The 18,007-nt window shown below is 63.6% G+C and carries 15 protein-coding genes and 1 other RNA gene; 8 read left to right on the top strand and 8 right to left on the bottom strand.

Annotated features, from left to right (window positions below; all coding sequences use genetic code 11):
* Positions 1-131: 131 nt before the first annotated feature.
* Together tkt and IVB13_RS28575 are read right to left on the bottom strand one after the other, a co-directional pair.
* Positions 132-2,117 carry a transketolase gene (gene tkt, locus IVB13_RS28580; RefSeq protein ID WP_018454602.1) on the bottom strand — a complete coding sequence of 662 codons (1,986 nt, stop codon included), beginning with the start codon at positions 2,115-2,117 and terminating at the stop codon, positions 132-134.
* Positions 2,118-2,302: 185 nt separating this feature from the next.
* Positions 2,303-2,461: a hypothetical protein gene (locus tag IVB13_RS28575; protein WP_018454601.1), complete on the bottom strand. Its 159-nt coding sequence runs from the start codon at positions 2,459-2,461 to the stop codon at positions 2,303-2,305.
* Between IVB13_RS28575 and IVB13_RS28570 the strand changes: the two genes are divergently transcribed.
* From IVB13_RS28570 to IVB13_RS28550, 5 genes are all read left to right on the top strand, one after another.
* On the top strand, positions 2,460-2,750 hold the full coding sequence (locus IVB13_RS28570) for a DUF4164 domain-containing protein (RefSeq protein WP_007599949.1): 291 nt from the start codon (positions 2,460-2,462) through the stop codon (positions 2,748-2,750). The two genes, IVB13_RS28575 and IVB13_RS28570, sit on opposite strands and share 2 nt — an antisense overlap.
* Complete coding sequence (locus IVB13_RS28565; RefSeq protein WP_007599950.1) at positions 2,747-3,130, top strand: cell division protein ZapA; 384 nt, start codon at positions 2,747-2,749, stop codon at positions 3,128-3,130. Before IVB13_RS28570 ends, IVB13_RS28565 begins: the two co-directional genes overlap by 4 nt.
* A 48-nt stretch (positions 3,131-3,178) precedes the next feature.
* Positions 3,179-3,338, top strand: a non-coding RNA gene (ssrS, locus tag IVB13_RS28560) — 6S RNA.
* Positions 3,339-3,566: 228 nt separating this feature from the next.
* Entirely contained in the window at positions 3,567-4,163 is a 597-nt protein-coding gene (locus tag IVB13_RS28555) for a 5-formyltetrahydrofolate cyclo-ligase (RefSeq protein WP_018454600.1), read from the top strand.
* Positions 4,141-4,965 (top strand): TIGR00282 family metallophosphoesterase, encoded by an 825-nt coding sequence (locus IVB13_RS28550; RefSeq protein WP_018454599.1) that lies wholly within the window; start codon positions 4,141-4,143, stop codon positions 4,963-4,965. The genes IVB13_RS28555 and IVB13_RS28550 overlap by 23 nt, the downstream gene beginning before the upstream one ends.
* Before the next feature lie 190 nt (positions 4,966-5,155).
* On the opposite strand, the gene IVB13_RS28545 is transcribed toward IVB13_RS28550, so the two are convergent.
* The 4 genes from IVB13_RS28545 to IVB13_RS28530 all read right to left on the bottom strand — a co-directional run bounded on the left by IVB13_RS28545 (position 5,156) and on the right by IVB13_RS28530 (position 11,489).
* Entirely contained in the window at positions 5,156-6,499 is a 1,344-nt protein-coding gene (locus IVB13_RS28545; RefSeq protein WP_018454598.1) for a cytochrome c, read from the bottom strand.
* A complete protein-coding gene (locus IVB13_RS28540; protein ID WP_247491000.1) occupies positions 6,496-8,673 on the bottom strand; it encodes a molybdopterin cofactor-binding domain-containing protein in 2,178 nt (725 codons plus the stop codon). Before IVB13_RS28540 ends, IVB13_RS28545 begins: the two co-directional genes overlap by 4 nt.
* Positions 8,674-8,681: 8 nt before the next feature.
* Entirely contained in the window at positions 8,682-9,146 is a 465-nt protein-coding gene (locus IVB13_RS28535) for a (2Fe-2S)-binding protein (RefSeq protein WP_018454596.1), read from the bottom strand.
* 438 nt (positions 9,147-9,584) lie between these two features.
* A complete protein-coding gene (locus tag IVB13_RS28530; protein WP_247336589.1) occupies positions 9,585-11,489 on the bottom strand; it encodes an ATP-binding protein in 1,905 nt (634 codons plus the stop codon).
* 877 nt (positions 11,490-12,366) lie between these two features.
* Between IVB13_RS28530 and IVB13_RS28525 the strand changes: the two genes are divergently transcribed.
* Both IVB13_RS28525 and IVB13_RS28520 read left to right on the top strand, forming a co-directional pair.
* Positions 12,367-12,630, top strand: coding sequence for a hypothetical protein (locus tag IVB13_RS28525; protein ID WP_083926371.1), 264 nt, complete (start codon positions 12,367-12,369; stop codon positions 12,628-12,630).
* Complete coding sequence (locus IVB13_RS28520; RefSeq protein WP_231191003.1) at positions 12,596-12,985, top strand: hypothetical protein; 390 nt, start codon at positions 12,596-12,598, stop codon at positions 12,983-12,985. Before IVB13_RS28525 ends, IVB13_RS28520 begins: the two co-directional genes overlap by 35 nt.
* A gap of 742 nt (positions 12,986-13,727) precedes the next feature.
* Here IVB13_RS28520 and IVB13_RS28515 read toward each other — a convergent pair.
* Both IVB13_RS28515 and IVB13_RS28510 read right to left on the bottom strand, forming a co-directional pair.
* Positions 13,728-15,152: a methyl-accepting chemotaxis protein gene (locus IVB13_RS28515; protein WP_247294131.1), complete on the bottom strand. Its 1,425-nt coding sequence runs from the start codon at positions 15,150-15,152 to the stop codon at positions 13,728-13,730.
* A gap of 109 nt (positions 15,153-15,261) precedes the next feature.
* A complete protein-coding gene (locus tag IVB13_RS28510) occupies positions 15,262-17,010 on the bottom strand; it encodes a methyl-accepting chemotaxis protein (RefSeq protein ID WP_247336586.1) in 1,749 nt (582 codons plus the stop codon).
* Positions 17,011-17,215: 205 nt separating this feature from the next.
* Between IVB13_RS28510 and IVB13_RS28505 the strand changes: the two genes are divergently transcribed.
* The gene (locus IVB13_RS28505; RefSeq protein ID WP_018454592.1) at positions 17,216-17,962 is read left to right on the top strand and encodes a YebC/PmpR family DNA-binding transcriptional regulator; all 747 of its coding nucleotides are present in this window, start codon (positions 17,216-17,218) and stop codon (positions 17,960-17,962) included.
* Positions 17,963-18,007: the final 45 nt, after the last annotated feature.

Below are 18,007 nucleotides of genomic sequence, written 5' to 3'. Positions count from 1 at the left end.
TGACCGTTGTCATCCCGCACAACGCGCTAGCGCGCCTGCGAGGGTTTTTTTAGGGCGGACGCCCGGTTCGGCCGGGCGGGGCTTGATCATATGGGACGTTAGGTAGTCCTTTTTTTCGGTAATCTCAACTCTCAGGAAACGCGTTTCAGAACGGCGTTAACCGCGGCCTCGGCGGTAATGCCAAAGTGCTGGAATACCTTGTTGAGAGGGGCGCTGGCGCCGAAGGAGTGCATGCCGATAAACTCGCCATCCTGGCCGATCACGGCGTCCCAGCCCCAGCGCACGGCGGCCTCGATTGCGACCTTGATGGGGGCATTGCCGATGATCTCGTCGCGGCGCTCCTTTGGTTGCGCTAGCAGGAGCTCGAGCGAGGGAACCGAAACCACCCGGGTCGGAATGCCGCGCTCGGCGAGCTGCTTCTGGGCGGCCACGGCCATCTCCACTTCGGAGCCCGAGGCGAACAGCGTCGCCTTGGCTTCGCCCTGGGCGGCCACCAGCTCGTAGGCACCGAACCGGCAGGGGCTCTCGTTCGGTGCGGTGGTGCGCAGTTGCGGCAGGTTCTGACGGGTCAGCGCCAAGACTGTCGGGCCGTCGATGCGGTTGAGCGCGAGCTCCCAGCACTCGGCAACCTCGATGGAATCGCACGGACGGAACACGCGCATGTTGGGAATGGCGCGAAGTGCTGAGAGATGCTCGACCGGCTGGTGGGTCGGGCCGTCTTCGCCGAGGCCGATGGAATCGTGGGTCATGACATAAACGACCCCGGTCCCCATCAATGCGGCGAGCCGCATCGCGGGCCGCGCATAATCGGTGAACACCAGGAAGGTCGCGCCGTTCGGCGCAAAACCACCGTGCAGGAAGATGCCGTTCATCGCCGCGCACATGCCGTGCTCGCGGATGCCGTAATGGATGAAGCGGCCCTTCGGCGTCTTGGCCGAGAACGCGGTTGCGGACTTCGCCTTGTTGTTGTTGGAGCCGGTGAGGTCGGCCGAGCCCGCCAGAAATTCCATCGGCATCGCGCCGGCAATCACTTCGATCACGGCTTCGGAGGATTTGCGGGTCGCCGCATTCATCGGCTTTTCCAGCAGCTCCTTCTTGTAGGCGCGCACCGCCTTCGCGAGCGCGGCCGGGCGCTCGTGGCGCAGGCGACGCTCGAACTCGGCGCGCTTGCGGCTGCCGAGTTCACCGAGCCTTGCTTCCCATTCCTGTCGTGCCGCCGCGCCGCGGCTGCCGGCCGCGCGCCAGGCCTTGAGCACGTCGTCGGGCACCGAGAACGGCTCCAGCGAAATGCCGAGATTTTCCTTGGCGGCCTTGAGCTCGTCGGCGCCGAGCGCTTCGCCGTGCACCTTGTTGGTGCCGGCCTTATGCGGGGCGCCGAAGCCGATGGTGGTGCGGCAGGCGATCAGCGTCGGCTTGTTTGATTTCTGCGCGCGCGTGATCGCGGCGGCGATTGCGGCCTGGTCGTGGCCGTCGATCTTTTCGGCGGCCCAGCCCGCCGACTTGAACCGCTTCACCTGGTCGACGGAGTCGGAAAGCGAGGTCGGACCGTCGATCGAAATGCCGTTGTCGTCATAGAGCACGATCAGCTTGTTGAGCTTCCAGTGCCCGGCCAACGCGATCGCTTCCTGCGACACGCCTTCCATCAAATCGCCGTCGGAAGCGATCACATAGGTATGGTGATCGACAATCTTCTTGCCGAACTCGGCGGCGAGCATCTTCTCGGCGAGCGCCATGCCGACGGCGGTGGAAATGCCCTGGCCGAGCGGACCGGTGGTGGTCTCGATGCCCTTGGTGTGGCCGTGCTCGGGATGTCCGGGTGTCAGCGATCCCAACTGGCGAAAGTCCTTGAGCTGGTCGATCGTCATCTCTGGGCTGCCGATCAGATACAGCAGCGAATAGATCAGCATCGAGCCGTGCCCGGCCGAGAGCACGAAGCGGTCGCGGTCCGGCCAGTCCAGCGCGGCGACGTCGAATTTCAGGAATTGCGTGAACAGCACGGTCGCCATGTCGGCGGCGCCCATCGGCAGGCCCGGATGACCCGATTTCGCCTTCTCGACGCCGTCCATGGCAAGGCCGCGGATCGCATTGGCCATACGGTTGTGATCGACCTGCGTCATGTCTGAAAATCCGTCTGAAATGAGGCGCTTGTGGCTGGATTTGGCCGCGCCGGAAGGAGCCTTTCGGCCGCTGGGGTCGCGGCTGGGATAGCATCTCGGTTCCGACAGGCCAAGGCAATCAAACGCCGGTTTGGCCGCAAAAGTTGCTTAGCAGTGCATAGGTTTCGCGGCGGCGTTGCGATTCCCTAGCTTGCCACGTAAATTTCTGCTTCTAACCGCTTGCCGAACCGAGTCTTTTGCCGGACGGCAAGCCCCAGGAAAAGCCCAAAGGAAAACTCCAAGGGCAAGGCCACAGGTTCCGCCGCTGACTGCATGAACGATCGCGTATCCAACAGCTCTGCCATGACCGAGTCCTCGGCCGTCGAGATCGAGATCGCGACCCGCAGGCTCATGGCGGCGCTCGACTCGCTCGAAAGCGCGGTGGAGCGGCGGCGCGATGCCGATCGCGACGAGAACGAGCTCGCGGCGCGGATTCAGGCGCTCGGCGCGGACCGCTCGCGGCTTGCCGACGAGCTCGACGGCGCGCTGGTGAAGGCACGCAAGCTCGAGCGCTCCAGCCGCGAGATCTCCGATCGGCTGGATTCCGCGATCGTCACGATACGTTCGGTGCTCGATACCGGAGAGGACGGATGAGCCACATCAACGTCACCATCAACGGCCGGCAATACCGCATGGCCTGCGAGGAAGGCCAGGAGGTGCGGCTGCTCAAGCTGGCTGAAAGCCTGGAGACGCGGATTCAGTCGCTGCGCGGAAAGTTCGGCGAGATCGGTGATGCCAGGCTCACCGTGATGGCGGCGCTGACCGTCTGCGACGAACTGGTCGATGCCGGCAACCGCATCCGGACCATGGAGCAGGAGCTGACCGAACTGCGGGATTTCCGCAACGCCGCCGTCGAGCGCGCCCGGTTGACCCAGACCGCGGTCGTGAACGCACTGAACTCTGCCGCCGAGCGCATCGAGAAGTCGACCCAGGTCCTGAACCGCACCGTCGGCAACGGGATCGCCATCGGCTGACCCTTCACCGGGCTGGCGATTCGTCAGCATCGTTGTTACATTGCCCAAGCGGGGCTGCGACGCGCGTCAGGAGCCATTATCCCCGGGGCCTTATCGATCCTTTAGGGAACTGTCCCTGGCCGGGCCCGTGGGCTCGGACATATGGTGCCCACCTACTTTCGTAGGGAACTCCGGGATCGAGTGCTTCAACGGCGTTCGCGGCTTCGCACTTTTGTTTTTCTTCCTTCTGGTTCGTGCCTGTCGAAATTGCGTCCCCGACACGCTCGCGGTTTGATTTCGGTGTCATGCCCCGCGCAGGCGGGGCATCCAGTACGCCGCGCTGTCGAGGTTTTTGCATTGGCGTCTCTGGAATACTGGATCACCCGCCCCAGTGCGCAAGGGCGCACAAGGCGGGTGATGACGGCGGAGCAAGGCTCAGCCTTCGGAGCAAGCGCGCATGACCAACACCAAAGCCGAACTCCGTGCCAAAGCCCTCGCGGCGCGCGATGCGCTGAGCGAAAAGAAACGCATCGCCGCCGCCGCCAAGCTCGCCAAGCGCGGGCTGCCATTCCAGCTTCTGCCTGGCAGCATCGTATCGGGCTATTCGCCGATCCGCAGCGAGATCGATCCGATGCCGCTGCTGAAGAAGCTCGCCGAGCAGGGTGCCAGGCTTGCGCTGCCTTGCGTCACTGCGCGGGGCCAGGCGCTGATCTTCCGCATCTTCCATCCGAACGATCGCCTGATGCTCGGCCCGCTCGGCATTCCCGAGCCGTCGCCTGGGGCCGCTGAAGTCATTCCCGACATCATGCTGACGCCGCTCGCTGCCTTCGATCGTCTCGGCCATCGCATCGGCTATGGCGCGGGGCACTACGACCACACCTTCGCGCATCTGCGAAAAACCAAGACCATCGTCGGCATCGGGCTCGCTTTTGCAGCGCAGGAGATCAAGGCGGTTCCGGCACTAGCCCACGACGTGGCGCTGGATTATGTGCTAACGGAATCGGACGTATTCGATTTCCGGAGTTCTGAAGTTGCGCATTCTCTTCGTGGGTGATGTCGTCGGCCGTGCCGGGCGCAATGCCATCGCCGAATATCTGCCTGGCATGGTCAAGGACTGGTCGCTCGATTTCGTCGTCGTCAACGGCGAGAATTCCGCCGGCGGCTTCGGCATCACGGAAGCGATCTATCAGGAGTTTCTCGACGCCGGCGCCGACGCGGTGACGCTCGGCAATCACTCCTGGGATCAGCGCGAAGCACTGGTGTTCATCGAGCGCGCGGAGCGCCTGGTGCGGCCGGCGAACTATCCGCGCGGGACGCCCGGCCGTGGCGCCGCGTTGGTCGAGACCAAGAACGGCAAGCACGCGCTCGTCGTCAACGCTTTGGGCCGCGTCTTCATGACCCCGTTCGACGATCCCTTCGCGGCCCTCGAGCGCGAGCTCGGCGCCTGCCCGCTCGGCATTGCCGCGGACGCCATCGTCGTCGACTTCCATTGCGAGGCGACCAGCGAGAAGCAGGGCATCGGCTTCTTCTGCGACGGCCGCGCCAGCCTCGTCGTCGGCACCCACACCCATGTGCCGACCGCCGACCACCAGATCCTGTCGGGCGGCACCGCCTACATGACCGATGCCGGCATGACCGGCGACTACGATTCCATCATCGGCATGCAGAAGGAGGAGCCGTTGCGCAGGTTCACCTCCGGGATCCCCTCAGGCCGCTTCGAGCCGGCAGCGGGCGCTGCGACGCTCAGCGGCGTTGCGGTCGAGACGGATGACGCGACGGGGCTTGCGCTCCGTATTGGGCCGGTGCGCGCCGGCGGCAGGCTGGAGCCGACGACGCCGAAATTCTGGCTGAGCTGAATTGCAGCGGCAGATCCCGCTGCACCTTCTCCCCTTGTGGGAGAAGGTGGCGCGAAGCGCCGGATGAGGGGTCGCTTCCGCGAATTCAAATGCGAGTTGGACGCGTGGAGACAACCCCTTACCCGGCTTCGCTTCGCGAAGCCACCCTCTCCTGCAAGGGGAGAGGGTGCAGCGTCAGTCGGCGCGAGAATTACTCCGCCGTCTGCTCCCGCAACTCCGCAACATCCTTCGCCGTCAGCTTCGAGCCCTTCGCGCCGAACCGCGCTGTCACGTAGTTCGCCACCGCCGCGATCTCGTCGTCGCTATAGGCCTTGCCGAACGCCGGCATCGACAGCGCGCCGTCCGGCGTGTCGCGCTTGGTGCCTGACAGCACGATTTGCGCGACGTTGGTGGCGGCGGGGTCGTTGACGGCCCAGGTGCCGGTCAGCGTCGCCATCGGCGAGACCGGGCTTTCGCCGCTCCAGCCATGGCAACTGGCGCAGGCGCTGGCGAACACCATTTTGCCGCGCGCATCCGCCGTGACGCCGTCCTTGTGCGAGGCGGGTGCGACGGGCGCGGTGATTGCGGGCAGGTCGGGCGAGGGCTGCGGCGGCACGCTGCGCAGATAAGCGACGATGCTGCTTATGTCCTCAGGCGCGAACTGGCTAAAGCTGTGGTCGACCGCTTCGCCCATCGGACCCGACGCCGAGCCGTGGCCCGGCGCATGGCCGAGCGACAGATAGGAGACCAGGTCCTCGTCACGCCAGCTGCCGAGGCCGGTGGCCTTGTCGGAGGAGATGTTGAAGGCGCGCCACCCGGCCGTGATCGCGCCTGCAAATTTCTTGCGGTTGTCCAGCGCAAAGCCGAGATTGCGCGGCGTGTGGCATTCGCCGCAATGCGCCAGCGCCTCCACGAGATAGGCGCCGCGATTCCACTGCGGGCTCTTCGACGTATCGGGCGCAAAGCGCGTGTCCGGATTGAACACGGCCGACCAGACAATCATCGCCCAGCGCTGGTTGAAAGGGAAGGACAGCGTGTTCTCCGGCGGCTTCGCGCGCACCGCAGGCAGGCTGAACAGATAGGCCTTCACCGCCAGCACGTCGTCGTCGGTCATGTAGGTGTAGGACGTGTAGGGCATCGCCGGATAGAGCCGGGCGCCGTCATGGCGCTTGCCGCGCTGGACGGCGTTGAGAAAATCCTGGTCGCTGTAATTGCCGATGCCGGTGTCCGTGTCCGGCGTAATGTTGGTGGAATAGAGCGTGCCGAACGGCAGCTTGAAGCCGAGCCCGCCGGAATAGTCCGTCTCGCCGGGCTTGGTGTGGCAAACCATGCAGTCGGCCGCCTTCGCCAGGTATTCGCCGCGTTCGACCAGGCTCGCCTTCTCCAACTTTGCCGGCACGCCGGCCGGTTTGCCGGCACGGTAATCCGCCAGCGCCACCTTGGTGCCGCCGGCGAAGTCGAGCGGGCCGGGCCCGCGGATGATCCAGACGCCGAGCGCCACGACGACAATGGCGATCACGACGATGCCAGTGAGGATACGCATCTTGCCGCTCATGCCTTTTTCCCCGCAGCCAGCAGTTTCCGATCGATCGGCAGGCGCCGCAGCGCCACGCCGGTTGCTGCGTAAATGGCGTTGCGCAGCGCCGGCGGGCCGGCGTTGACGCCGGCCTCGCCGATGCCGCCGGGCGCTTCGCCGCTCTTGACGACGACGACCTCGATCTTCGGTGTCTCATTGATGCGCATCATGCGGTAGTCGTGGAAGTTCGACTGCTGCACGCGGCCCTTCTCGATGGTGATCTCGCCATAGAGTGCGGCGGTGAGGCCGAACACCAGGCCGCCTTCGATCTGCGCCTTCACCGTGTCGGGGTTGACCGCGATGCCGGTGTCGACCACCGAGACGATACGGCGGAGCACGATCTCGCCGATATCGTCGATCTCCGCTTCCACCACGGTGGCGAGGAAGCTTGCAAACGACGGCTGGACGCAGACGCCGCGGCCGACGCGCGGTGGCAGCGGTTGGCCCCAGCCAGATTTCTCGGCGGCAAGATTGAGCACCGCGAGCATGCGCGGATTCTTCGTCAGCATCGAGCGGCGGAATTCGACCGGATCCTTGCCGGCCTTGCGCGCGAGCTCGTCCATCGCGCATTCGACCGCAAACACGTTGTTGTTCGGACCGACGCCGCGCCAGAAGCCGGTGGGCACCGCCGGCGGTTCGGCGCGGACATATTCGACATGGAAGTTGGTGAAGTCGTAGGGTGCATCCACGGCGGCATCGACCGCGTCGATGTCGATACCCTTCTGGAACGCCGGCGGCAGCCAGCGCGCCAGCACGGCGGAACCGGCGACCTTGTACTTCCAGGCCGCGACCTTGCCGTCGACCAGCGACGCCGTGACCTGGTCGCGATAGACCGGACGGTAGACGTCGTGCTGGATGTCCTCCTCACGGGTCCATATCACCTTGACGGGATAGTCGACCTGCTTTGCGATCTTCACGGCGGCCACCACCATATCCGGCTCGAGCTTGCGGCCGAAGCCGCCACCGAGCAGATGCTGGTTGACAATCACCTTGTCGACCGGGAGGCCCGCAGCCTTCGCCGCCTCCGACTGCACGCGCGTCATGATCTGCGTGCCGGTCCAGATCTCGCAGGCATCCGGCCTGACGTGAACGGTGGCGTTGATCGGCTCCATCGAGGCATGCGCAAGGAACGGCAGTTCGAAGCTTGCCTCGAACCTGTCGCCGCTGGCGAGCCCCTTGGCGATGTCGCCGACCGATTTCGCGACCACGCCGTCCTTCTCGCTGGCGGCGCGCAGATGCTGCCAGACGTCCTTCGTGCTGAGCTTCGCGTTCGGTCCCTCGTTCCACTCGATCTTGAGCGCATCGAGGCCCTTCTTTGCGGCCCACATGTGATCGCCGATCACCGCGACCGCATCCTCGAGCACCACGACCTTGCGTACGCCCGCAATTTTGACCGCCGCGCTGTCGTCGACCTTGCCGACCTTGCCGCCAAAGACCGGGCAATTGGCGATCGCGGCGATCTTCATGCCGGGCAGGATCGCGTCGATGCCGTAGACGACCTTGCCATTGACCTTGTCCGGCGTGTCGAGCCGCTTCAGCGGCTGGCCGATGATGACGAAGTCCTTGGGGGCCTTCACCCGGACGTCCTTCGGCGGCGTTTGGCCCTGTGCGGCCAGTGCCAGTTCGCCATAGCCGAGCTTGCGGCCGCTTGCGGCATGCACGACCTCGCCTTTCGATGTCGTGCAGCTTGCCGGCTCGACCTGCCATTGCGCCGCTGCGGCCTGCACCAGCATCGCCTTCGCGCTGGCGCCGGCGGCGCGCAACGGATTCCACCAGGCGCGGATCGAGGTCGAACCACCCGTGGCCTGCAGGCCGAACGCCGGATTGGCGTAGAGCTTGTCGTTGGGCGGCGCGTGCAGCACCGCAACCTTTGCCCAATCCGCGTCGAGCTCTTCGGCCAGGATCATCGCAATCGAGGTATAGACCCCCTGGCCCATCTCGACTTGCGGCATCAGGAGCACGGTGCGGCCGGTGTCTTCGACCCGGATGAAGGCGTTCGGCGCGAATTTGCCGTCGGTCGTGTCCTTCGGCTGCTCCGGCTCGTTGACGGCGGCGCGGAGCGGCAGATGGAAGGCGAGCAGGAAGCCGGTGGCGAGACCGCCGGTCAGAACCGCACGGCGGGAGACGTCAGGAAGAGTCTTGTCGGTGATCATGGCGGACCTCACGACTGACGGCCGGAGGCGGCTTGCTTGATGGCCTCGCGGATGCGCACATAGGTGCCGCAGCGGCAGATGTTGCCGGCCATCGCGGCGTCGATGTCGGAATCGTCAGGGCTGGGCGTTGCCGCCAGCAGTGCCGCGGCCGACATGATCTGGCCGGACTGGCAGTAGCCGCACTGGATCACTTCGGCATCGAGCCAGGCCTTCTGCACCTTTGCGCCCGCTGGCGTGCTGCCGACATGCTCGATCGTGGTGATGGCGCGGTTCGCGACCGCGCTGACCGGCAAGACGCAGGAGCGGACTGCCTTGCCGTCGACGTGCACGGTGCAGGCGCCACACTGCGCAATCCCGCAGCCGAACTTGGTGCCGGTCATCCCAAGGACGTCGCGCAGCACCCACAGCAGCGGCATGTCAGGTGGCGCGTCGAACGATTTCGTTTCGCCGTTGATGGTGAGAACAGTTGCCATATGCATCCCCTTGCTCGCTCGATCGCTTGCGGCGATCTAGTCAGCGAATTTGCGCGCACAATAATCATATCGATGCGAAACGATGAAGCGTCGACATGTCCGGCAATGCATTTTTGCGCAGTGAGCGCGTTAGGCCATGACGTTCACGAATTTGTGCGGCGATCACTGCAGTAATTTTGGGCTAATTGATATGATAATCGTCATTTTCTGACGCATTTTGCTCACAAGCGTCATTGATGGCCACAGAAGATCGTGCGAATGCGCAAAATAATCATGCGATGACGAAACTCGTGCGATTGTGGAAGTCGATCGACGGCGCGATCAATTGCCGCGACTCATTGTTGTGCCCTCTCCCCTTGTGGGAGAGGGCAGCGAGGCCGGTAGACGCAGGCTCATTCGGGTGAGGGGTCCGTCTCCGCGTACGGGCGCCGTTTTGGATCAAGCGACAAAGGGAAGCCTGATCGCGAACGAGGCACCGCCATGCTCCCGATTGCTCGCTGATATGAACCCGTTGTGTGCTTCGATAATGGTGCGCGCAATGGACAAGCCCATGCCCATGCCTTCCGCTTTACTGCTGTAAAACGGCTCGAAAACCTGTTTCAATTTGTCTTCTGGAATGCCGGGTCCGCGATCTGACACGGATAGCTCGGCGAATTGCTCGACGCGCGCGGTCCGGATGCTGATAGTGCGGCTTTCGTGAGACGTGTCCTTCATAGCCTCGACCCCGTTCAGCACAAGGTTCAAAATGACTTGTTGAAGCTGAATGCGATCGCCGAGGATCGGTAGCGCATCTGGCGTGATCACGTTGACCATTTCGAATTTTCGGCTGACGGTTAGCGCCGAAAGAAATCTGACCGTCTCTTGCACAACCTCATTGAGGTCCAGTTGCTTCAATTCGAACGGCGCCTTCTTTAGGAGGCTGCGCATCCTGCGAATGACCTCGGTGGCACGCCGGTCATCCTGTAAAATATCGTTCACAATTTCCCTGAGTTCAACGACATCGGAAAGTGCAGCGATATCGGGACGCTGCGATTGCAGGATCGCGGCTGCGGTTTCGGCGTTCGTCAGAATAGACCCAAGCGGCTGGTTGATCTCGTGAGCAATCGAGGCGGTCAGTTCGCCAGCGGTCGCGAAGCGATTAACGTGGGCCAGTTCAGTCATGCGCTGTCGCGACTGTACTTCGGCGAATTGACGACGGCGATGCTCACGTAGCAGGATAGCAATAAGCCCGGCTTGTATGAGAAAAACCGCGACGACGGATGCGATCAGCCATAAATACCGTTCCCACACCGATGGCTCGCGGAAGTAGACCGTGCTGCCGGGCGGCAGGTGGCTGTCGCTGATCCCGAACCGCTGCATTTGCCGCCAATCGAACCTTGGCAGCTCGAATTGGCTGGGTGCGACCTTTACGTCGCCAGCTTTTTCACCGTTTAGAATACGGATTGCCGCCGCGGCTGCGATAGTCATGCCCTTCTCGATCGAATGCATAGAGCCGCCGACAATCGAGCCATCAAAAAATCCGTCAAGATAGGAAAAGATGGGAGCATCGGCGGCAGCCGAGAGCCTGTGCAAGGCGGCAGTGCCCTCATGTGTAACACCCGCCGCATCAACGCTCATCAGATGCCAGAAGATGGCGCTGTGAGGTGGAAGATGTGCCGCGTCTTTCAGGATATCTTCAAATGACAGCTTGTTATACCATCGTAGTTCAACCCGCCCGCTGAACGGTGCGAGTTCTCGCTCCAATACCCCTTGCCAAAATGTTTCATTGGGCGAAGCCCCATTCACGACGGCGATCACTTTCGTGTCGGGCAACACCTTCAGAATAGTTTCGATGGCGGCAGGAAAATTATGAGCCGCAGCGGCCACGGTGTCATACTCGGTCAGCTTGTCGTATTGGACCCGTCGCGCCTCGACGGAAGTAAACATCATTGGTGTCTTGGGGAAAAGCTGAGCGCGATACCGCTGCACAAACTCGGCAGCTGGCGCACCGAGGGCGACAATGAGGTCGGGAGGTTTGGCCCCGTACAATGCTTGGAGGTAACCGATAAAGGGTGCGAGCGCCTTGTCGTCGTCCACAAGGGCGCTTAGCAGCGAGTGGTCCTGAAAGTCGATTGGGACTTTCGATTGCTTGATCATTTGAGGGCGAAGAAACTCAGCGAAATCGGTCCACGGTTTGAAGCGGAGGCCGAATGATTGCAGCATCAAAACGCGCTTGGGCTCAGGATCAGCCGCCCGACCCGGCCCCAGTGTTGCCAGCAACAATGCGACGACCAGCGGGGCGGCGAAGGTCCGCCTGCAAAAGGATCGCCAGGATAGTGAGAACAGGCAAAACCGCATTGCCATCCTAGTCCCCTCGGTCCCGGAGCCTAATGGCACGGCCGAATGTTTAATAGGCCGAAAAACGGCTGTCGGCGGCTTGGCCGGGGAGAGCGATCAGGACTGGACCCAGCGGCAGCGGACCGCAACGATTCCGGGGACAATGAATTCCAGCCGAAATCTTGGTTTAACTGCACGCGCTAACGGTGGCTGAAAGTTGAAGCTCGGGGTTCGCCCGAGCTTCAACAGGAGCAAGCCATGCGAAGCCCGAAGCCGTTCACCGTCTATCAGCCGGTCCCGGCCAAAGCCCGAAGCCGCTCTTCACCGTCCACGCCTATTCGCTCGATCAGGCGCGGACTTGAGCGGAAGACGATGGAAGTCGCGGTCGACGGGTTAATAGGCGCAAATATAGTTTCCGTAAGCATCGTAGCAACTGCGGCGGTACGCAGCAGTGCCAACGGCAGCCGCGCCTACCGCTGCCGCTCCTACACCGTAGCCCCGATAGCCGTAGCCGCGATAGCCGCCCCGATAGCCGTAGCCACGGTAGCCTGCGCCGCGCACCGCAACAGCGCCGCCGCCTCGCGGTCCTCGAACTGCGACCGCACCGCCGCGATAACCGCCGCCACCCCGATAGGCACCTCCGCCGCGCCGAGCCTCGGCATCATCGGGGATCAAGCAGGCGGTGAGCAAAACGAAAGCTGCAAGAGAAGCAAGAATGAAGCGGAGCATGACAGAAACCCTTCCATGAATTCCTTAAGCCCCGCTCGCGAGATTGCGGCTCTCTCCGCGCAGGAGCTTGATGTAGATCAATCGAACCCGCGCACTGCGGCGACTACGCTGTGTTCTGCCGCACCTGAGAAGGCGATGAGCCTCAGTTGCGCAAGTTCCAAGAGAGAGGTCCGCCATGCATCCGAGCAAGCATCTTTCGATCAGGTCAGCGACTGTTGCCGGGATTGCTGCCAGCGCCCTGTTGGGCCTTGCAGGTCTCACGCTCAATCCAGGCCCAGCCAATGCGGTCGTGTATTGCCAATACACTGCCTACCCAGCGGGTTGCGTTGCTCGGGCAGGCGTCGTGCTCAGGCCCCGCCCGGTGGCGCGCGCCGCAGTCCGTCATAACGCCGGCGGCAATGCGAATGGTGGCGTCAATCGTGTCGGAGCCAGGCGGTAAAGGCCGGTTTCGCAAGCCAGGAAGAAGCCGCCATCGCTTCGTCCCGGTGGCGGCTTTGCTTTGTCTGGCGGGGATAGGCCACGGTACCGACGGGGCGGCTTTAGGCATGAAACACACTTGGTACGTCACTTTTGAAGTGCCGCTGGATGGCACACTGTCAAGACGGCGACATCCGCGGCTAACCAACACGTTTGAAAGCGAAGCAGCAGCCAAGGATTTTGCGCGAACCAAATTCAACGACGGACTGATCGTCAGTGCAGGGACTGTCATCCCTCACTTTCCGAGAGTGTCGATCCCATCGGCCGAAATCCCAACGTGGCTCGAAGCACCGAACCAAGTTGATCCAGATCAATAACTAGGCCACCGACGCTGGTGACATGCTCTAAGGGGCAGCAACCGGGAGCCTGACCATGAATGAACGTTCGGAGCCGAAACAGGTCTGTCGTCGCAACGCACTAACCTTCCTTGGATACGCAGGGGTGTTTGGGCTTGTGGTTTCGTCCTCAATTTTGGCGGCCTCAGAGGCTGTTGCTCAAACCACTGCGCCAGCCGCCGCGCCTACCACGCCGCCAGCGGACGCGCCGAAGTCAGGCACAGAACGCCGCCAGGAGCGGCGCAGCGGGCGAACAGAGCGCCGCCAGGAACGCCGCACGGGACGCACAGAGCGGCGCCAAGAGAGGCGTACGGGACGCGACGAGCGACGGGACGCTCGCGACGGCACCCCGGCCGCCACGACGACCACCGAGCAAAAGAAGTAGTCCGTTCATTGCCAAGCACAGCTACCGGGCCGCCCAAGCGTAGGCCCGGAAGGCCGTACAGCGCGCGGCCAGCGCCGTCTACGGAAAGCGGGGCGGGGCTATCGAAATCGGCTTCTCTCGCGAGGGGAGAAGAGGAGGGGATGGAAATTTCGGAATAATAGCAGTATACGCCTGTTTTGCCCGACGGCGCAAGCGCTTCAGAGGCGTCTGGATCGAGGGATTCATCAGGCGCTTAAGCCATTGATTCTGCCCGCCCCGGCTACTGTGCATGGGGTTGTTTTCGAGGTTTCTGATTCAGGGAGACCATGCGCCCCCGCCGCAAGCGCGTCGCGACGACCCTCAGCTCTGCCGAAAGCCCATCCGGAAGGCGCCCCAGTGCTTGCCGCGGATCATGATCGGCGAGGACAGGTCCTTCATCAGCACGAACTGCCCGCCGCCCATGTCGCGGCGATAGGTCTGCAGCAGGAACGGCTTGGTGTTGGCCGCGACCTTCTGCACCGCGCGATCGGTGAACAGGCGGCGGTTGCGGCAATTGGCGTTATTCCAGACCGGGTCCTTGCCCTGCGGCAGGCGGTAGTTCGGGTTGTGCGTCGGCAGATAGCCGCCCTTGGCCCAGGCGACGCAGAACACGATGCGGGGATCGGATTTCTGGATCGGGTCCTGGATCGCGGGCAGCACGCGGTCTGTGAAGTCGACATAGTTGGTGTTGTACTGCTTGGGATCGGTGCCGGGGATTTCCCGATAGTTCTCGTCCATGAACTGGTCGAGCGTGATCTCGCCGCGGCCGATGGCGGCTTCGAACTCGTCCGAGATCCGCTTTGCGATCTCGACGACAATTCGGATCAGCGGCGCATCCGATGTCTCGACGCCGCTGTCGGCGATCAGCGCGATCAGCCCTTCCGACGTGTCGAGCAGTTTGGTCACGCGCTGATCGGCGTTCTTGAGATCGCGTGAGGAGAGATCGACGCCCTTGGCGAGTTCGTTGAGCTCGCTGATGACGGTGTCGCAGTGTCCGAGGTTGGAGGTTGCCGCGCGCGTGACGCTGCCGATCTCCGCTTCCACCGAGGCGAAGCCCTGCTGAACCCGCGAGATGATGCCGGAGATCCGCTGGGCGCCTTCGCCGGCCGTCTTCGCGCGCTGCGAGGCATCGCTGCTCTCGCCGATCAGACCTTCGATCTGGCCGTCGAGATCGCGCACGGTGTCGGAGATCTGGTGCGTGGCCTGGCGGGTGGCTTCCGCGAGGTTCTTGACCTCGCTTGCCACCACCGCGAAGCCGCGGCCGGCATTGCCGGCGCGTGCCGCCTCGATGGTGGCATTGAGCGCGAGCAGATTGGTCTGCTTCGCGATCGCCTCGATCGAGCCGGAGACCTTTGCGACTTGTGCCAGCGCGGAGCCGACTGCGCTGAGCCGCGCCTCGATGCGTTCGACGGCTGCAACGAGTTCGGAGATGTGGCTAACCGCGGCGTCGACTGCGCCGCGCGACTGCGCGATCTCGCCGACCGCCGCTGACGTGGTCGTTTGCACCGCCTGTGACGCATTGGCGATGTCGTGGTTGGCCGACACCATCGTCTCGGCGGTTTCCTGGAGGTGGTGGAAACGTTCCGACTGGTTCGCGACGCGGCTTGCGACTTCCTGGACGTTGCCGGCGATGTCAGCCAGTTCCACGCCGAGGCCGCCGATGCGGTCGGCGAGCTGATCGATCAGCCGTTCGGAAAGTGTTCGGTTGGAGCCGGTGTCCAGTACTGCAAGTTGTACGACGGACATGTCTTGAGAGTCCTCCAGTCAGAGCCATTCGCCGGCTCTCCGCGGCATTCCCATTCCAATATCGATCTTAGGAGGTGATTCGCGCTTTGGCGTCTTGCCTGAGCGCGCACTAGAGCTTGTAGGCCGTCCTGAATCCGCCCCAGTGCCGGCCTTGCACGCGGATCGGAACGTCGATCTCGCGCATCATCACCGTATTTCCGTTGCCCATGTCGCGTGCATAGCTCTGCACCAGATACGAGCGCAGGTTGCGCGCGGCAGCCAACCCCGCCGGATCGTTGAACATCCGCCGGTTGCGGCTGTTGGCCGTGTTCCAGGCGGCATCACCAGGCCGCTGCGGATGCGAATAGATCCTATTGTGCACCGGCAGGAAGCCGTTGCGATCGACCATGGCGCAGAATGCCATGCGCGGGTCCTTCGCCAGAAAGGCTTCCTGGAACGCCGGCAGCGCGCGATCGGCCCAATCCAGATATCTGGTGCGGTACTGCTGCGGATTGGTTCCGGCGATTTCGGCATAATCGGTGTCGAAGAGGTGGTCGATCTTCACCTCGCCGCGGGCAACCGCCTGCTCGAAGATCGCGGTCAGCGCGTTACCCGCCTCCATGGCGCGGGTGACAAACTCCGTGTTCTCCTCGTGGATCGACCACAGCCTGTCCTCGATCTTCTCGCGTAGCTCGGCATTGGGACTAACGAATTGCGCGCGGGCCCCGGCCTTGGACTGCTCGACCACGCGCAGGCGGCAGGCACCGACGCCTTCGAGGGTGCCTTCGACCATGGCTTGCGATGCAAGGCGGCCCGCGTCCGCGCCGCCGATCAGCACGCCGTCCATCGCTATCTCGTAGACCGGCAGCACGCCGCGGGCGGTTTCGAGCTTGAGATGGCAGGGCAGCCGCTCGGTCTTGCGGCGGTCGTCGTGCTCGCTCTGGCGCAGCAGCACGGCGCAGCGCGATTTCAGTTTCTGTGCGAAGGCGGTCACGGCCTTGCCTGCGCTGGCGACGTGCTCGCCGTGGCTCTCGGCCGCCTTGGTCGCAGCATCGATCTCGGCTGCGCTTTCGCCGACCGAGATGATGAACTGCGACGCGCTGGTCGCGTTGCCGGAGACTTCGCTGGTGGTGGCATTCTGTTCGGCGACCGCGCCGTTGACGGTCTCGAACACCGGACGGATCGCCTCGATCGCCTGCGAGATGCGGTGCACCGCATCTGCTGAGCCGGCGGCGTCGCGCTGCAGAGCGTCGATCTTTTTGGTGATCTCCTCCGTCGCGCCCTGGGTCTGCACCGCGAGTGCCTTGACCTCGGTGGCGACGACCGCGAAGCCTCTTCCCGCAGCGCCCGCGCGCGCGGCCTCGATGGTCGAGTTGAGCGCGAGCAGCGTCGTCTGCCGCGCGATCTGTGCGATCAGATTGACGACGTTGCCGATGGCGGCCGAGGATTCGCGCAAGCGATCGACATTGGCGCGGGCTTCCTGTGCCGCGGCACTGGCCTCGTCGGCGAGCTTGCCGGCCTCGCGAACCTGCGCCCCGATGCCCAGCGCCGACTGGGTGAATTTGTCGGCGGCATGGGCGAAGGTGGAGGCATTCGATTGCGCGGCGTTGGTCCGGCCGGTCAGGGCGTCGGTGCGGTCGCGAATGGCGGCAAGCGTCGTGGCGGTCGCCTCGGCGCCGCCGGCCACCGAATTGGCGGCGCGCTCGAGCTGGCGAATCATGGCGCCCAGCTCGAGTTCCAGCAGTTCCAGGATTTCCTTGGCCGAATCGCTTTCGACGGCCGCGGCAGGCTCGGGATGGGCCGCCGGCTGCGCGGCCTGCGGGGCAGCCGCAGTTGCAGCCATGTCCGGCAGACGCTTCCGAAATAGTTCGAATGCCATCAGCTCTCTCTTGTCACGGGACGGTCGGAGGCTATTTTCGCAGGCTGGAATGAAATCAGGGTTAACGATGCCTGACATCTAGGCACGGGCCCGTACGGTGTTACCTTAAAGTCGTAGAGCCTCTTTCTTTCCAGGGGGGTCGCGGCCTATAAGGCCGCGCTTCCCACGCTCACCTTGGCGCACGAGTCCCTAGAGAAGATCACGCATGGCCGGACATTCCCAATTCAAGAACATCATGCACCGCAAGGGGCGGCAGGATGCCCAGAAGTCGAAACTGTTCGGCAAGCTGGCGCGGGAAATCACCGTCGCGGCCAAGCTGGGGACGCCCGACCCCAACATGAACCCGCGCCTGCGTGCCGCCATCACCGCGGCGCGCCAGGAGAACATGCCGAAGGACAATATCGAGCGCGCCGTCAAGAAGGCGCTCGGCAGCGACAGCGAGAATTATGACGAGATCCGCTACGAGGGTTACGGCCCGGGCGGCGTTGCCGTCATCGTCGAGGCGCTGACCGACAATCGCAACCGCGCGGCTTCCGACATCCGCTCCTTCTTCGCCAAGTCCGGCGGCAATCTCGGTGAAACCGGCTCGGTCTCCTTCATGTTCGACCGAACCGGCATCATCGAATACGACCGCAGCATCGCCTCCGACGATGCGGTGCTGGATGCCGCGATCGAGGCCGGCGCCGACGACGTGATCTCGAGCGAAGGCGGCCACGAGATCTACGCCTCGACCGAAGGCTATCGCGACGTCGCCAAGGCGCTGGAGGCCAAGTTCGGCGAGCCGCGCAAGGCCGCGCTGATCTGGAAGCCGCAGAACACGGTCGCAGTCGACGACGAGACCGGCGAGAAGCTGCTCAAGCTGATGGACCTGCTCAACGAGCACGACGACGTCCAGCACGTCTACGCCAATTTCGAGGTGTCGGACGCGCTGCTGGCGAAGATGGGCGGGTAGGGGGGCACTTCCCCTGTTACTTCCGTTCTGTTTCTGTTTCCCCCA

Source organism: Bradyrhizobium sp. 17 (assembly GCF_023073515.1).
GTDB lineage: Bacteria > Pseudomonadota > Alphaproteobacteria > Rhizobiales > Xanthobacteraceae > Bradyrhizobium > Bradyrhizobium canariense_D.
This window is presented reverse-complemented; position numbering and strand designations above follow the sequence as displayed.

Excerpts from the sequence above, each read along its gene's own strand:
- IVB13_RS28535 (WP_018454596.1), bottom strand. The coding sequence starts at position 9,146 with ATGGCAACTGTTCTCACCATCAACGGCGAAACGAAATCGTTCGACGCG.
- IVB13_RS28545 (WP_018454598.1), bottom strand. The coding sequence starts at position 6,499 with ATGAGCGGCAAGATGCGTATCCTCACTGGCATCGTCGTGATCGCCATT.
- IVB13_RS28505 (WP_018454592.1), top strand. The coding sequence starts at position 17,216 with ATGGCCGGACATTCCCAATTCAAGAACATCATGCACCGCAAGGGGCGG.
- IVB13_RS28525 (WP_083926371.1), top strand. The coding sequence starts at position 12,367 with ATGCATCCGAGCAAGCATCTTTCGATCAGGTCAGCGACTGTTGCCGGG.
- IVB13_RS28520 (WP_231191003.1), top strand. The coding sequence starts at position 12,596 with ATGGTGGCGTCAATCGTGTCGGAGCCAGGCGGTAAAGGCCGGTTTCGC.
- IVB13_RS28510 (WP_247336586.1), bottom strand. The coding sequence starts at position 17,010 with ATGGCATTCGAACTATTTCGGAAGCGTCTGCCGGACATGGCTGCAACT.
- IVB13_RS28540 (WP_247491000.1), bottom strand. The coding sequence starts at position 8,673 with ATGATCACCGACAAGACTCTTCCTGACGTCTCCCGCCGTGCGGTTCTG.
- IVB13_RS28530 (WP_247336589.1), bottom strand. The coding sequence starts at position 11,489 with ATGGCAATGCGGTTTTGCCTGTTCTCACTATCCTGGCGATCCTTTTGC.
- IVB13_RS28570 (WP_007599949.1), top strand. The coding sequence starts at position 2,460 with ATGACCGAGTCCTCGGCCGTCGAGATCGAGATCGCGACCCGCAGGCTC.
- IVB13_RS28565 (WP_007599950.1), top strand. The coding sequence starts at position 2,747 with ATGAGCCACATCAACGTCACCATCAACGGCCGGCAATACCGCATGGCC.
- IVB13_RS28575 (WP_018454601.1), bottom strand. The coding sequence starts at position 2,461 with ATGGCAGAGCTGTTGGATACGCGATCGTTCATGCAGTCAGCGGCGGAA.
- IVB13_RS28555 (WP_018454600.1), top strand. The coding sequence starts at position 3,567 with ATGACCAACACCAAAGCCGAACTCCGTGCCAAAGCCCTCGCGGCGCGC.
- tkt (WP_018454602.1), bottom strand. The coding sequence starts at position 2,117 with ATGACGCAGGTCGATCACAACCGTATGGCCAATGCGATCCGCGGCCTT.
- IVB13_RS28515 (WP_247294131.1), bottom strand. The coding sequence starts at position 15,152 with ATGTCCGTCGTACAACTTGCAGTACTGGACACCGGCTCCAACCGAACA.